This is a genomic window from Leucobacter luti, assembly GCF_019464495.1.
GTDB classification, from domain to species: Bacteria; Actinomycetota; Actinomycetes; order Actinomycetales; family Microbacteriaceae; genus Leucobacter; species Leucobacter luti_A.
The window spans coordinates 3,189,728-3,204,263 of record NZ_CP080492.1; the positions used below are offsets into that span (position 1 = coordinate 3,189,728).

The 14,536-nt window shown below is 64.8% G+C and carries 10 protein-coding genes and 1 pseudogene; 5 read left to right on the forward strand and 6 right to left on the reverse strand.

Features of this window, described 5'->3' with window-relative positions; all coding sequences use genetic code 11:
• Positions 1–8: 8 nt before the first annotated feature.
• The 4 genes and pseudogenes from K1X41_RS14315 to hpaH form a co-directional block, all read right to left on the reverse strand.
• Complete coding sequence (locus K1X41_RS14315) at positions 9–680, reverse strand: GntR family transcriptional regulator (protein WP_133617002.1); 672 nt, start codon at positions 678–680, stop codon at positions 9–11.
• 2 nt (positions 681–682) lie between these two features.
• Positions 683–2,191 carry a fumarylacetoacetate hydrolase family protein gene (locus K1X41_RS14320; RefSeq protein WP_132203957.1) on the reverse strand — a complete coding sequence of 503 codons (1,509 nt, stop codon included), beginning with the start codon at positions 2,189–2,191 and terminating at the stop codon, positions 683–685.
• A 283-nt stretch (positions 2,192–2,474) separates the two neighbouring features.
• Positions 2,475–3,325: pseudogene (locus tag K1X41_RS14325) on the reverse strand (HpcH/HpaI aldolase family protein).
• Positions 3,310–4,095 carry a 2-oxo-hept-4-ene-1,7-dioate hydratase gene (gene hpaH / locus K1X41_RS14330; protein WP_132202495.1) on the reverse strand — a complete coding sequence of 262 codons (786 nt, stop codon included), beginning with the start codon at positions 4,093–4,095 and terminating at the stop codon, positions 3,310–3,312. The pseudogene K1X41_RS14325 and the gene hpaH overlap by 16 nt, the downstream one beginning before the upstream one ends.
• A 256-nt stretch (positions 4,096–4,351) precedes the next feature.
• Here hpaH and K1X41_RS14335 point away from each other — a divergent pair, with 256 nt between their 5' ends.
• The 5 genes from K1X41_RS14335 to K1X41_RS14355 all read left to right on the forward strand — a co-directional run bounded on the left by K1X41_RS14335 (position 4,352) and on the right by K1X41_RS14355 (position 11,715).
• The gene (locus K1X41_RS14335; protein ID WP_243642792.1) at positions 4,352–5,893 is read left to right on the forward strand and encodes an ABC transporter substrate-binding protein; all 1,542 of its coding nucleotides are present in this window, start codon (positions 4,352–4,354) and stop codon (positions 5,891–5,893) included.
• An 87-nt stretch (positions 5,894–5,980) separates the two neighbouring features.
• Positions 5,981–6,922: an ABC transporter permease gene (locus K1X41_RS14340; protein WP_133617000.1), complete on the forward strand. Its 942-nt coding sequence runs from the start codon at positions 5,981–5,983 to the stop codon at positions 6,920–6,922.
• Positions 6,919–8,730 carry a dipeptide/oligopeptide/nickel ABC transporter permease/ATP-binding protein gene (locus K1X41_RS14345; RefSeq protein WP_220174924.1) on the forward strand — a complete coding sequence of 604 codons (1,812 nt, stop codon included), beginning with the start codon at positions 6,919–6,921 and terminating at the stop codon, positions 8,728–8,730. The genes K1X41_RS14340 and K1X41_RS14345 overlap by 4 nt, the downstream gene beginning before the upstream one ends.
• The gene (locus tag K1X41_RS14350) at positions 8,727–9,560 is read left to right on the forward strand and encodes an ABC transporter ATP-binding protein (RefSeq protein WP_220174925.1); all 834 of its coding nucleotides are present in this window, start codon (positions 8,727–8,729) and stop codon (positions 9,558–9,560) included. The genes K1X41_RS14345 and K1X41_RS14350 overlap by 4 nt, the downstream gene beginning before the upstream one ends.
• A gap of 40 nt (positions 9,561–9,600) precedes the next feature.
• The gene (locus K1X41_RS14355; protein ID WP_132202503.1) at positions 9,601–11,715 is read left to right on the forward strand and encodes a DEAD/DEAH box helicase; all 2,115 of its coding nucleotides are present in this window, start codon (positions 9,601–9,603) and stop codon (positions 11,713–11,715) included.
• A 56-nt stretch (positions 11,716–11,771) separates the two neighbouring features.
• Here the strand turns inward: K1X41_RS14355 and K1X41_RS14360 are convergent, their stop codons facing one another.
• Both K1X41_RS14360 and K1X41_RS14365 read right to left on the reverse strand, forming a co-directional pair.
• Positions 11,772–12,620, reverse strand: a complete 849-nt coding sequence (locus tag K1X41_RS14360; protein WP_220174926.1) for a hypothetical protein — start codon at positions 12,618–12,620, stop codon at positions 11,772–11,774.
• A 471-nt stretch (positions 12,621–13,091) separates the two neighbouring features.
• The gene (locus K1X41_RS14365) at positions 13,092–14,504 is read right to left on the reverse strand and encodes an aldehyde dehydrogenase family protein (protein ID WP_220174927.1); all 1,413 of its coding nucleotides are present in this window, start codon (positions 14,502–14,504) and stop codon (positions 13,092–13,094) included.
• Positions 14,505–14,536 lie beyond the last annotated feature (32 nt).

The window sequence follows — 14,536 nt, forward strand, 5'->3', positions numbered from 1 at the left end:
CCGGCGTCCTAGGGTGCCGGGGGTGGGAGCCGGTGTTCTCCGGTGTGCGAGAGCACCGCGTCGAGCGTCGCCGTGCGGTGCGCACGTGCTGCGAGTTCGATATCAAGGGCTGATGCGCCGCTCTCGATGAGCTTCAGGAGGCGCTCGTGCTCCTCAACGGACTCGCTCGCACGTCCGGGGACGAAACTGAACGACGAGTTGCGCAGCACCTTCATCCGGTTCCAGCCCCGGTGCACGAGGTCGAGGATGTGCGGGTTGGGGCAGGTCTCGAACAGCACGCTGTGGAACTCGAGGTTGAGTTCGGTGAAGCGCTGCGGATCAAACGCAGTGAGCGATTCGCGCATTGTCTGGTTGACGGCGCGGGCTCGTGCAATCTGATCCGGCGTGATGAACGGTGCGGCGAGCCCTGTCGCCGACCCCTCGACGAGGGCGAGCGTCTGCATCGTGTGCAGATACTCCGTCTCCTTGATGAGGGCGACCTGCGCACCGACGTTCCGCTCAAATGTGACAAGCTGCTCGGCCTCGAGGCGACGGATCGCCTCGCGCACCGGCACGACCGACATGTCGAGCTCCACCGCGATCGGAGCAAGCACGAGCCGGTATCCCGGCACGTATTGGCCGCTGTCGATCCGCTCCCGGATCAGGCGGTACGCTCGCTCAGACTTGGACTCTGCCGCCATGACTACGCCTGCGTTCCTGCCGCGTCGTCCGCCGCGAGGTACGCGTCATACTTCGCGCGCCACTCGGCGTTCATTGGGAACAGGCCGTCGACAGCGTTGCCCTCGGCCACGCGATCCGCCACCCATGCGTCAGCCCGCTCCTGCGCCGCGGCCTCAGCTGCGACCTCTGCGAGCAGGAATGGTGGGATCACGAGCACACCGTCGCGATCACCCATGATGATGTCGCCCGGCTGCACTGCGGCGCCGCCGCAGGCAATCGTGACGTCGATCTCCCACGGGACGTGGCGTCGGCCGAGCACGCTCGGGTGCGCGCCCTGTGAGAACACGGGGATGTCAAACTCCTGCACCGCGGCGAAGTCGCGCACACCGCCGTCGGTGACGATCCCAGCTGCTCCGCGGACCTGCGCGCGCAGGGCGAGCACATCACCAACGGTGCCCGTCGACGGAATCCCGCGAGCATCGACCACCAGCACCTCGCCAGCGTTCACAGTGTCGAACGCGCGCTTCTGCGCGTTGAAGCCGCCAGCGTGCTCCTTGAAGAGATCGGGGCGGAACGGGATGAAGCGCAGAGTCTTCGCGGTGCCGAGGATTCGATCGCCCTCGTGGTTTGGGTGCACACCGTCGATAAAGATGTCGACATAGCCGCGCTTACGCAATGCGGCGGAGACGGTTGCGACCGCGACGCCGTCGAGCAGTGCGCGGATCTCGTCGGTGAGCGGGCCTGTGGTGACTTCGCCCTCCAGTGGCGTTGCGCGGCCGGCCGCGACGGCTGCCGCGTGCTCAGCCTCGCTGCCCCACGCCTCGACGCGCTGCAGATCATCGGCCTGTGGAGTGTTGCCGAACGCGCCGAACTCGTGAGTGCCCTGTGTGACCGTGGTGACGAGACGGCCGGTGCTCGGGGCGCCTGGGGCGTTCGGAGCGTCGACCTCGACCTCGACGACGTCGCCCGGCAGCACGACAGATGAGCCAGCTGGCGTGCCGGTGAGGATCACGTCGCCCGGTTCCAGCGTCATGTGCTGGGAAAGATCTGCGACGAGCTGGCCGAACGGGAACTTGAGGGTGTCGCTCGTGTCGTCCTGCACCAGCTCGCCGTTGACCCAGGTGCGCACGCGCCAGGCGTCCTGATCGATGCCGTCGGTGGGGATCGCGGCCGGGCCGACCGGGGTGAAGCCGTCGCCGCCCTTGTTGCGGACGTTCGAGCCCTTGTCTGCCGCGCGGAGGTCGTAGAGACCGAAGTCGTTGGCAGCGGTGACCGCCTCGACGTGCTTCCAGCCGTCTTCGGGGGAGACCCAGCGAGCCTCCTTGCCGATCACGAGCGCGATCTCGCCCTCGAAGGCAAGCAGTTCAGTGCCAGCGGGCCGCTCGATAGTGCCGCCGGTGCCGGCGAGCGACGAGGCTGGCTTGAAGAAGTAGGACGGGAACGCGGGGGTGCGGCCCCGCTGCGCGATCCTCGACGGGTAGTTGAGGTGCACGGCAATGATCTTGCCGGGGGAATCGATTCCGTACGTCATGGCGACCTCGCTCATCTCGTTTGTATTTCTTATCGTATACGATCTGGGTGGATTTGGAAAGTGGTCCCTGGATCAGGGTGTGGCGTGCGGTCTTGCTGCTGCCTCTCGCCCGTCCCTGAGAGGCGTGCGTGCCGCAAGGGAGTGGTGGCCTGCGAGAGCGCTGGCATCCCCCGAAAGCACTGGCCTCCCACGAGAGCAGGGGTGCCTCACGAGAGCAGGGGCGATGCGCGGTAATTTCCACATTCCCTCGTGAGCACCGCATTCTCTCGTCGCACTCCCCGCCCTAGTAGCTAGCGCGCGGCGCGGTTGTGCCTTCGGTGATTTCAGTACCGCCGGTGTCTGCCTGTGGGATGAAGCGTTCGACGAGCGCTTCGGTCTGCCTGGCGAGGATCGCGACGTCGGCGCCTACCGCTACGAACGAGGCGCCAGCGGCGATATAGCGTTCAGCATCAGCGGGAACGAAGGCGTTCACGCCCACGGGCTTGCCCGCCGCAACGCCAGCGGCGATCGCGCGCAGCACACCAGCCACCACGTCCGGGTGGCTTTGCTGCCCAGGAGCCCCATCGACGCCGCAAGATCGGACGGCCCAATGAAGATAGCGTCCACGCCGTCAACTGCAACGATGTGCTCCACGTCGGAGACGGCCGCCGCGGACTCGATCTGCACGGTGAGGCTGATCGTCTCGTTCGCGCGGCCGAGGTAGCCCTCGACGCGGTTCCAGCGCGCCGAGCGCGCGAGCGCGGAGCCCACGCCTCGTACGCCGCCGCCGGGGGTCCCATCCGGGTAGCGCACCGCGCGCACGATCTGCTCTGCTTGACCAGCGGAGTCCACCATCGGGATGAGGAGATTCTGCGCGCCAAGATCGAGGTACTGCTTGATCGTGACCGTGTCGCCAGATGGGGGGCGCACGAGTGGTGCGACCGGGTAGGCAGACATCGCGTACAGCTGGGCGAGCACTGACTCGAGACCATTGGGGGAGTGCTCCGCATCGAGGAGCACCCAGTCGCATCCGCTCCCGGCAACGATCTCGGCCGTGATGGGGCTGCCCGCGCACGCCCAGAGGCCGATGAGTGGGCGCTCGCTCGTATCTAGGCGATGGCGCAGGGTGGTGGGGAGATCTACACGAATCGGCACGTGACGGACCCCAGCTCGTTGTAATCTGCGTGGATCGTATCGCCGCGCTCCACCCACATGGGCTTCGTGAACGAGCCCGCGAGGATGATCTCGCCGGCTTCGAGCGTCTGGCCGTGCTGCGCGAGCTTGTTCGCGAGCCAGGCGACGCCCATGGCGGGGTGGCCGAGCACGGCGCCAGCCACACCGGAGTCTTCGATCGTCTCGTTGCGGTACAGCAGTGCGGGCACCCAGCTGAGATCTACCTCGTCGACTTTCACCGGACGGCCGCCGAGGACCATAGCCCCCATCGCAGCGTTGTCGCTGATCGTGTCTACGATGGTGCGCCCCTCGAGTTCGAGGTGGGAGTTCAAGACCTCGAGTGCAGGGACCACGTAGGCGGTGGCGTCGAGTACGTCAAAGATGGTGACGCCGGGCCCGGAGAGCGGCTTGTCGAGTACGAAGGCGAGTTCAACCTCGATCCGGACATTGGAGAATCGGTCGAATTCGAGCACGGAGCCGGATTCAATGACCATGTCGTCGTGGATCACTCCATAGTCGGGCTCGGAGATCCCGGTCGCGAGCTGCATGACCTTGGAGGTGAGCCCAATCTTGTGGCCGACGAGGCGAGCGCCAGCTGCGATGCGGCGGTCGGACCACACTTTCTGGATGGCGTACGAATCCTCGATCACCATGTCGGGATAGCGGCTGGTGAGCTTCGGCAGAATGGTGCGGTCGCGGTCCGCTTGCACCAGTTCCTCGGCGATGGCATCAATCTGTGTCTGGTCGAGCACGTGGCCTCCTTTGGTCGTGCTCAGATCGTATACGATCCCGCCGGGCGAGTGCCACCCGGAAGGGTGTCGGAATCGTTATTCTCGGACCGTAGACGAAAGTTTGCTTTTTTAGTCAACCTTCGTAGAATAAAACCCGACGGCACACCGAAGTGACGTCCATCACATCCCGGGGGACACTCGTTCCAGGCGGTCATGCGGTGGAAAAGCAACGGAGCCTCACCCCTACACACATGTCCGAAAACCGAGAGAAGTAGACATGATGAAGAGATCACTCACGGCAGTCGCAGTCCTCGCGGCAGCGACGCTCGCCCTGACCGCCTGCTCTGGCGCCAGCGGTGCCACCGATGACGGCGACGGCGCCGGCGCAACGGTGAAGCCGCTCAGTATCGGCAACTTTCTAGACGTCACCTCATGGGATCCCTCGCTCGCTGACGTTGGCTTCGATGGTCCCTACCTGTCCGCACTGTACGACCCGCTGCTCGCGATCGACGGCACGGGCGAGCCGCAGCCGGCGCTCGCAACGGACTGGGAAGTGTCCGAAGACTTCAAGACCATCACGATGAATCTCCGCACCGACGCGAAGTTCTCCGATGGTGAGGCGTTCGATGCTGACGCCGCAGTGAAGAGCCTCGAATACCTGAAAGCCGGTGCACGCTCGCAGGAGGCGTACCAGAAAGTCGAGAGCTTCGAGGCCGTTGACGAGGATACGATCGCGATCCATCTCACTCAGCGTGACGACACGATCCTGTATTTCATGGGCCTCGGCCGGAGTTACATGATGGCGCCCGACGCGATCGACGCTGGATCACTCGCGGAAACGCCGGTCGGATCCGGCCCCTACACACTGGGCGCCGACTCGGTGCCCGGCGCTGAGTACCGCTTCGAGAAGGTGGCGGATCACTGGGCCGCGGCAGACTTCCCGTTCGATCCACTCAGCGTGAGCCCGCTTTCTGACGCCACCGCCATGCTCAACGGAATGGAGAGCGGCCAGTTCAACCTGATCTACGGCGATAAGACCGCCATGGATATGGCCGCCGACAACAACTGGAACGTGGCTACCGGCCTGTCAATGTGGGTGGGCCTGCAGTTCAGCGATCGCGCTGGCGAGACTGAGATGGGGAAGCCGCTCGGAGACCTCAAGGTGCGCGAGGCGCTCAACGTCGCATTTAACGGTCCTGAGATGGTTGAGACGATTGCGCAGGGCGTTGGTGAAGCAACGAATCAGGTCTTCCCCGTGGATACTCCCGGCTACGTATCTGCGCTGGTTGGCACCGAGAAGCCGAGCATCGAGACCGCGAAGAAACTGCTCGCCGAAGCCGGCTATGCCGATGGATTTGACGTCACCATGCCAATGGCACCGCCGTTCCAGCCCTACCAGGCGATCGTTGAGCAGACCTTCACCGAGCTCGGGATCACGCTGACCTGGAAGGAGACCGACTTCATGCAGTACATGTCGGTTGCCCCGGAGTACCCGATGTTCGTTGGCGTGATCGCAATGGACTCGAATCCGATTGCCACGGTCGAGCGTCAGATTTCCAAGCCGCAGTGGTACAACCCGAACCCTGGTCTCGACGCATTCCCCGAGGTCAAAGCGCAGGTCGAGAAGGTGTTCACCGCTGAGCCTGGTGACACTCAGATCGCGGAGGTCGAGAAGCTCAATACGCTCGTCACCGAGAACGCATTCTTCTCCGTGTGGGCCCAGTCCACCAACACCTACATCTCCGTTGCGGACTTCGAGGTGACCCCGGTCACCGGCATGATGTTCCCCACGCTGCGGCAGATCGCGGTCACAGGATAATCGCGCCTGGGTGGGATCGCGTCAGCGCGACCCCACCCAGGTCTTCCTCCTTCAGTTTCACCCCGATCCCGTATTCGGAGACCTCCCATGCTCACCTTCACGCTTAAGCGCCTGCTTTCTGGTGTGATCTTGCTGATCGCAGTTGCGACCGGTACGTTCTTCCTCGCGCACGCGGCGATTCCAGATCCCACTCTCGGTCTGCTCGGCAGTGCTGCAACTCCTGAAGCCCAGGCAGTGCTCGCGGAGAAAATTGGGACGGATCGCCCGATCCTTGTGCAATTTGGTGAGTGGATCGGGGGCCTGCTCCGCGGCGACTTCGGTGTCTCCTGGAAGAACTTCCAGTCCGTTGGCGCGCAGCTCGCGATCAAGCTTCCGGTCACGCTTTCGGTGGTGACGGTATCGATTCTGCTTTCGGCGATTCTGGGCGCCCTGCTGGGCGTCGCGGCCGGCTTGCGCCCCAACACCTGGATCGACAAGGTCGTGAAGGCAGCGTCAGTGATCCTGTTTGCGCTCCCCGGGTTCTGGGTCGCCCTCGTCCTGGTGATGACGTTCGCGGTCAATTTGCGATGGTTCCCCGCCGTCGGCTACGTAGCTCCCGGTGAGTCCGTCGGTGGCTGGATCCAGTCCATCACGCTTCCCGCCATCGCGCTTGCGCTGGGGGCCGTGGTGATGATTGCCGAGCAACTGCGCAACGCAATCATTCAGGCGGACACCCAGGACTACGTGCGGACGCTGCGCAGCCGCGGTCTCCCGGCCAGTCGCGTCGTCATGCACCTGCTGCGCAATGCGGCCCCGGCCTCGCTCACGATCCTCGCCCTGATGTTCGTCGGCCTGCTATCCGGTGCGATCATCGTGGAACAGATCTTCGCACTGCCAGGCATCGGCCCGCTGACACAGTCCTCCTCGCAAAACGGCGATATCCCGATGCTGCTCGGGATCACGGTCATCACCGTGGTGTTCGTCGTTATCGTCAACTTCCTGCTCGACATTCTGCTCGGCTGGATCAACCCGAAGGCGCGTGTGAAATGACCACTCCGCTCACTGACACCATTGACACTCGCGGGGGCCGACGCGGATCGCTGCTCGCACGTCTCGTGCGCCGACCAGCAGGTGCGATCGCGCTCGGCGTGCTCGCCCTCATCGTGCTGGTCGGTGTGTTCGCTCCGTGGCTCTCGCCATACGATCCGAATCTCGTTGACCTTTCCATCACGCGCGCGCTCCCGAGCGCCGAGCACTGGCTCGGGGGAGACACCACCGGCCGCGACGTCGCGAGTCGGCTCATCTGGGGCACTCAGATCACACTGTGGGGGGCGCTCGTCGCGATCCTCACCGCGCTCGTGATCGGCGTCCCAGCAGGCCTGGCGGCTGGATACTATGGCGGCGCCACCGATCGCATCGCAACCTGGATCAGTGACGGCCTGCAGTCCATTCCCGGCATGGTGATTTTGCTGATCGTCGGTGCAAACACGGGCAACAACTTCAACATCCTGATGGTGACCGTGGGTATCTTTATGGCCCCCGGCTACTTCCGTCTGACCCGCTCGACAGTGCTGTCGGTGCGCGGCGAGGCGTATGTCGACGCGGCGCGGGTCGCAGGCCTCTCTGATGTCCGAATCATGGGACGGCACATCATTACGCAGGTCACCGCGCCCATCGTGATCCAGTCTGCGCTCACCGCCGGAATGGCAATGGGCATGCAGGCCGGACTGCAGTTCCTCGGCATTGGCGGCGGCACCACTCCGGGGTGGGGCGCCTCAATGAATGAGGGCTTTCGGGTGATGCGCACCGATCCCATGCTTCTGCTGTGGCCGTCGCTCGCGCTGGGCATCACGATCGCTGCGCTCGCGATACTTGGCTCGACTCTCGCCGATGTCATCAGTGTGAAGACTCCGACGCTCTCGCCTCGCGCACGAAAGAAAATCGCGGCGCAGAACGCTGAGAAGCGTCCAGCAGGCGCCACAACGACGACGACCGGCTCGATTTCCGTCGCCGCTGTGGACTCAGCGATCCGGCTCGAGAATCTGCGCGTAAACTACGAGACCCCCGAAGGCCCCGTAGAAGTCGTGCACGGAATCACACTCGACGTTGCGCCAGGTGAGGTGCTCGGCATCGTGGGTGAATCCGGTTCGGGAAAATCGCAGACCGTCTTCTCGGTGCTCGACCTGCTCCCCAAATCGGGCTACTACACTGCCGACGCGATCTGGATCAGTGGCGAAGACGTCACCATGCTTTCCAAGCGTGACCGGGCGCAACTGCTCGGACACGAGATCGGGTACATTCCGCAAGAGCCGATGACGAATCTCGATCCGTCCTACACAATCGGGTATCAGCTCACTGAACCGCTCCGTGCCGTACACGGCATGACTCGGCCGGAGGCGCGAGAACGTGCCCTCGCCGTGCTTGCCCGTGTCGGTATCGTCGATCCTGAGCGAGTGCTCCGCAGCTACCCGCACGAGCTCTCCGGAGGAATGGCGCAGCGGGTGCTCATCGCAGGCGCAATCGCGGGCAAGCCGTCCGTGCTGGTGGCAGACGAGCCGACCACCGCCCTCGACGTTACGGTGCAGGCGGAAGTGCTTGAACTGCTGCGAGAACTGCAACAGGAGTACCAGATGGCGCTCGTGATCGTGACCCACAACTTCGGTGTCGTCGCGGACATCTGTGATCGTGTCGTCGTGATGCGGTCCGGCTCCATTGTCGAAATCGATGATGTGGGCCCGATCTTCGCCCACGCAGAACACCCGTACACGCGTCAGCTCATCGCGGCCTCTCTCGACGGAGCCGCGAGTCGCGCGGAACTCGACGCCCACACCGCGACCACCCAGGAGGCACCCCGATGACTGGTTTCCCGCCGTTGCTGACCGCAGAGAACGTGGTCGTCGACTACGGCACGAGGCGCCACCCCAACCGCGTGCTGCACGAGGTCTCGCTCGACGTCGGAGCGGGGGAGTGCGTCGGCCTGGTGGGTGAGTCCGGATCGGGGAAGTCGACGCTGGGGAAGGCAATCCTCGGCCTTGTGCCCGTTGCGTCTGGCCGCATCACGTTCGACGGCCGCGACATTACGCACCTGTCGCGCACTGAGCGACGTGCGCTCGCCTCAGATATTCAAGTCGTGTTCCAGGATCCCTACGGCTCACTCAACCCGATGCTCACGATCGGGGGCATCCTCGCTGAGCCCCTCTCGACCGCCGGTGTTGACCGGGCCGCGGCGCGCCGCACGGTTTCGGAGATGCTGGAACGAGTAAACCTCCCAGCGAACGTGATCGATCGTTTCCCGAGTGAATTCTCAGGTGGGCAGCGGCAACGGATTGCGATTGCGCGTGCGCTCGTGCGGCGGCCACGGCTCATCATTTGTGATGAGCCGGTGAGCGCGCTCGACCTCACCACACAGTCCACGGTGCTCGATCTCCTCATCGACCTGCAGCGCGATACCGGGGTGTCCTACCTCTTCGTATCGCATGATCTCGGGGTTGTGCGGCGCATTTGTCACCGTGTTGCGGTGCTGTATCGAGGCAATCTGGTCGAGGTTGGCGACGGTGAACGCGTGACCCGAGACCCCCAGCATCCCTACAGTCAGCGGCTCCTCGCAGCGTCTCCTGTGGCGGATCCAGCGCTCCAGGCGGGGCGACGCGAAGCTTGGCTTGCGCTGCGAGAGGAGCACTCGGGGTAACATTGCGGTCACCATGTGCGCTGCGGCGGGGTAGAATACTATGATGACCTCTTCTGAGACCGCCGCGTCTAACGCCGGCGAGAACGCAACCCCCGTAGAACCCGAGGGCGAGCGCATCACCTTCGCCGAGCTGGGCCTCGCGCCTGACGTGCTCCGCGCTGTGACCGAAGTTGGCTACGAAACGCCGTCGGCCATTCAGGCCGCGACGATCCCTGTTCTGCTCGAAGGCCGCGACGTCGTCGGCCTCGCACAGACCGGAACCGGCAAAACCGCAGCCTTCGCGCTTCCTATCCTTTCCCGTATCGAGCCCGGCAAGGGCGTCCCGCAGGCCCTCGTGCTCGCACCGACTCGTGAGCTCGCGCTCCAGGTCTGCGAAGCATTCGAGAGCTACGCAGCGCACCTCCCCGGAGTGCACCTCCTCCCCATCTACGGTGGTCAGGCCTACGGCCAGCAGCTTTCCGCGCTGCGCCGTGGCGTTGACATCGTGGTGGGCACCCCAGGCCGCATCATGGACCACCTCAAGCGCGGCTCGCTTGACCTGACGCAGATCAAGTACCTTGTGCTTGATGAAGCTGATGAGATGCTCAAGATGGGCTTCGCCGAGGACGTAGAGACGATCCTCGCCGACACCCCGACCGACAAGCAGGTCGCCCTCTTTTCCGCAACGATGCCGGCACAGATCCGGCGAATCTCGCAGAAGCACCTGCGCGATCCGCAGGAAATCAAGATTGCTGGCAAGACGCAGACGAGTTCGACGATCACGCAGCGTTACAACGTGGTCTCCTACACGCAGAAGCTCGATGCGCTCACCCGTATCCTCGAGGTCGAGCCGTTTGATGGCCTGATCGTCTTCACGCGTACCCGAGGCGATTCCGAGCAGGTCGCTGAGAAGCTCCGCGCTCGCGGATACTCGGCAGCTGCCATTAACGGCGACATCGCGCAGAACATGCGCGAGCGCACCGTTCAGGCATTGAAAGACGGCACGCTGGACATCCTGGTCGCCACTGACGTTGCGGCCCGTGGCCTCGATGTTGAGCGCATCAGCCACGTCATCAACTATGACTTGCCGATCGACACCGAGTCGTACGTGCACCGCATCGGCCGCACGGGCCGCGCGGGTCGTAAGGGCGACGCGATTAGCTTCGTGACGCCGCGCGAACGTCGTCTGCTTACGGCGATCGAGAAGGCAACAAAGCAGCCGCTCACGCAGATGCCGCTTCCCGGGGTCGACGAGGTCAACGCGACTCGTCTGTCCCGCTTCGATGATGCGATTACCACCGCGCTGGGGGAGACCGCCCGCGTCGATCGTTTCCGCGACATCATTGCTCACTACGTGCGCAACCACGATGTGCCCGAGACGGACGTTGCTGCGGCACTTGCCGTAGTCGCGCAGGGGGACACCCCACTGCTGCTCACCGAAGACGACGACCGCAAGTTCGAGCGCGATCGCAAGCAGGCTCGTGCCTTCCTCGAAGAGGATCCGCGCGGCGGCCGTGATCGTCCGGCACGTGAGGATCGCGGACCGCGCGAGCGTCGCAGCGATCTCAAGATGTACCGCATCGAGGTTGGCCACCGCCAGAAGATCAACCCCGGCCAGATCATTGGCGCCATCGCCAATGAGGGTGGGCTGACTCGCGACGATTTCGGTCGCATCCAGGTGCGCGACGACTTCTCGCTGGTTGAGCTCCCGGCGCAGCTTCCTGGCGGGGCCCTCGACAAGCTCTCGCAGACGCGGATCGGCGGCAAGCTGATCGAGCTCACTGAGGATCGTGGTGGCTCCGGCTCACGCGGTGGCTCCAGCTATGACCGCGGCGGCGATCGTGGCGGCGACCGCGGAGGCCGTGGCGGTTATGACCGCGGTGGCGATCGTGGTGGCCGTGGCGGCTATGACCGCGGCGGCGATCGTGGTGGCCGTGGTGGCTACAGCAACGACCGCGGCGGCAACGATCGCGGTGGCTATGGCGGAGACCGCGGTGGCGATCGTGGTGGCCGTGGCGGCTACGGCAACGATCGCGGCGGCAGCTCCTACGGCAACGACCGTGGCAATGGCGGAGGGTTCTCCGGCGGCCGTAGCAACGGTGGCGGATTCTCGGGCGGCAATAGCCGTGATGAGGGCCCGAACCGTTCGGACGGCAAGCGCAAGCCCCGCTGGTAACAGCCCGCATGATCTGACTGCACCCTTCGCCCTCGGGCGGAGGGTGCAGTTTTGTGTCACTCGGGGAGCGCGCCAAGCACGCGCGCAGCGTCTGCGCCGAACCGTCGCGTCGGCCGCGTCTGCGCCGGGATCCTCACCCCGAACGCTCGCAGCCTGCGAGCGAAGAGCGCTCCGGTGCCAACATGTGCGGCGCCCCAGCGCACCCCGCGTCGCCCAGTCGTCGCAGTGACCCAGTCCTGTCGGAGCTTCTCTCGATACACCACCTGCTCCGCGCTCTGGCCACCGCGCAACCGGGAGTCGGTGTACTTGACTTTGCCGTCGCACTCACCGAAGAACGGCTGGTTCAGCAACCAGAAGTCAAGGAAGTACGAGCTGCCGCGCTCCGAGCGGACCGGATGCTGGGGCTCGACATCGATGCCGTTCTGGAGGAAGCGGAGCCTGCTCACCGTTTCGAGCGGGGAGTCTGCTCGCGGGTCTGCGAGTGCCACGAGCGCCCGTGCGCGGCCGACCCCGCGGCTTCCCGCCAGCGGAGTGATTCGCGTGAGCATCTGCGCCCGCCACTCGCTCCAGCTCTCGAAATCCACCTGTGTGCCAACGCGCACGGTTTCGTGCAGGTACTGATCCGCGCAGCTGAGGGCGAGCTCAAACGGTTCGCTTCGTGCGAGGTCGATCAGCGTACGCTCGGCCGAGGTGACGCGGAGCCCACCGAGCTCCACGATGTCCGCGTGCGGGACCGTCCCGTGAGCGTAGCGCACGCCTGCGGTTCGAGAGCTCCGGTGGCCAGGCGGAACGGTCTGGTGCGTGGTGAGCGGGTCGACCCGCTGACTCGCCGCACCGCCGACGGTGCGGAGCCAGTTCGACCACACGGGGAAGCCATGCACGGTAGCTGCAGATCGGTGACTCAACAGGGGTGTCCTGCGCGCGTCCTGATGGGTGACCAGCATCACAGCGTGCTGTTTGACGCTGTCGGAAGCGTGTTCCAGCGCCTTCGGATCGATGTACCAGCCCTGGCGCAGTCGCAGCAGGGAGCCGGATGCGACACGTTGCCTGAGGCTGAATGCTGTGTGCCCTGCGCGTCTCAGCTCACGCGTGGGAATACAGAGTGCGCGTGCTTGAGCGTCGGTATCGTGCGCGGCCATGATCCCAGATTCACGCAGATCCTGCTGGAATAGGGGCCTTCGCGGAATCTGGGGATAACTCTCGCGAGCGTGCCATCCGCTGGATGCGGCGCCCGAACGCAACAGTGACCCTCGAGTGAACAGCTGACCCCCGAATGAAGCGGAATTCGCTTATATTGAGGGTCAGCTGTTCACTCGAGGGTCAGTTCTGGCGCGGCCTGGGGTGCGGCCTGGCGCGCAGCCTGGACGCGCCCCGCGCTAGCCGCTGATGACGTGCGGCTCGGCGACGGCCTTGAGCCCTTCGACGCCGAATTCACGCCCGTACCCGGAATGCTTGGCACCGCCGAACGGGATCATCGGGTGAAGCCCACCGTGCGAGTTGATCCACGTGGTGCCGGCCTGCAACCGAGCGGCAACGGCGAGCGCCTGGGAACGGTCACTCGACCACACCGACGAGCCGAGGCCGACCTCGAGCTCATTCGCGAGGCGCACGGCCTCGTCAAGGTCGGTGTAGCGAATGATCGGCAGCGCTGGTCCGAACTGCTCTTCCAGCACGAGCTCCTGGTGCGGATCGATGTCCGCAATCAACGTCGTCGGATAGAAATTCCCGACGGCCTCTCGGTCGGGATTGCCGCCGAACACGACGCGTGCGCCGGACGCCTTCGCGGACTCGACGAGCTTGTCAACCACATCGAATTGGGCGCGGTTCTGCAGCGGCCCGAGCACGTTCTGCTCGTCGAGCCCGACGCCCATGGGGACCCCTGCTGCAACTTTCGCGAGCTCGTCCACGACCGCGTCGTAAATCGAATCGTGCACATAGAGCCGCTTGAGCGCGGCGCAGGTTTGCCCGGTGTTGATGAACGCGCCCCAGAACAGATCCTCGGCAATCGCTGCCGGATCTGCGTCAGGAAGCACGATCCCGGCGTCGTTGCCGCCGAGCTCGAGCGTGAGCCGCGTAATGTTGGGTGCGGATGCCTCGATGATGCGCTTGCCGACCGGCGTCGAACCGGTGAACATGATCTTGCCGATCTTCGGGCTGCGCGTCAGCGCGTCACCAATGGTGCTACCGGGGCCAGGGACGATGTTGAGCACGCCCTCCGGGAGCACCTGGTTCATCACGGTGATGAGCGCGAGCACGGAGAGCGTGGTGGTCTCTGCTGGTTTCATGACGACTGTGTTGCCCATGCGCAGGGCAGGAACGATCTGCCAGATCGAGATCATCATCGGCCAGTTCCACGGCGAGATTGCTCCGACGACACCGATGGGGCGGTAGTGCATCTCGGCGTAGCCCGAGTCGTCGTCCACGAGCACTTCGACCGGCATCGGAGTGTCGGCTGGGGTGCGGGTCCACGCGACGCAGCCCCCGACTTCGAAGCGGGCGTTCGGCCCGTTGAGCGGCTTGCCCTGCTCGCGCGAGAGCAGCTCGGCGAGCGCCTCAGCTGAGGCTTCGATCGCGTCGGCCGCCTTGTGGAGGTATGCGCTCCGCTCGGCATCAGGCAGCGCTGCCCACGCCACCTGCGCAGCTGCGGCCTTGTCGATCGCCGCGTTGAGGGCGGCGACGTCCTGCACCGGGGCGGTGCCGATGAGCTCGCCCGTTGCCGGGTCGAACACGTCTTGCGTGTTGCCACTCTTCGGTGTGATCGCCGCAAGCAGGCTTTCGTAGGTTTCCATGGATCCTCCACTTCGAGTCCGGTCAGTAGTTT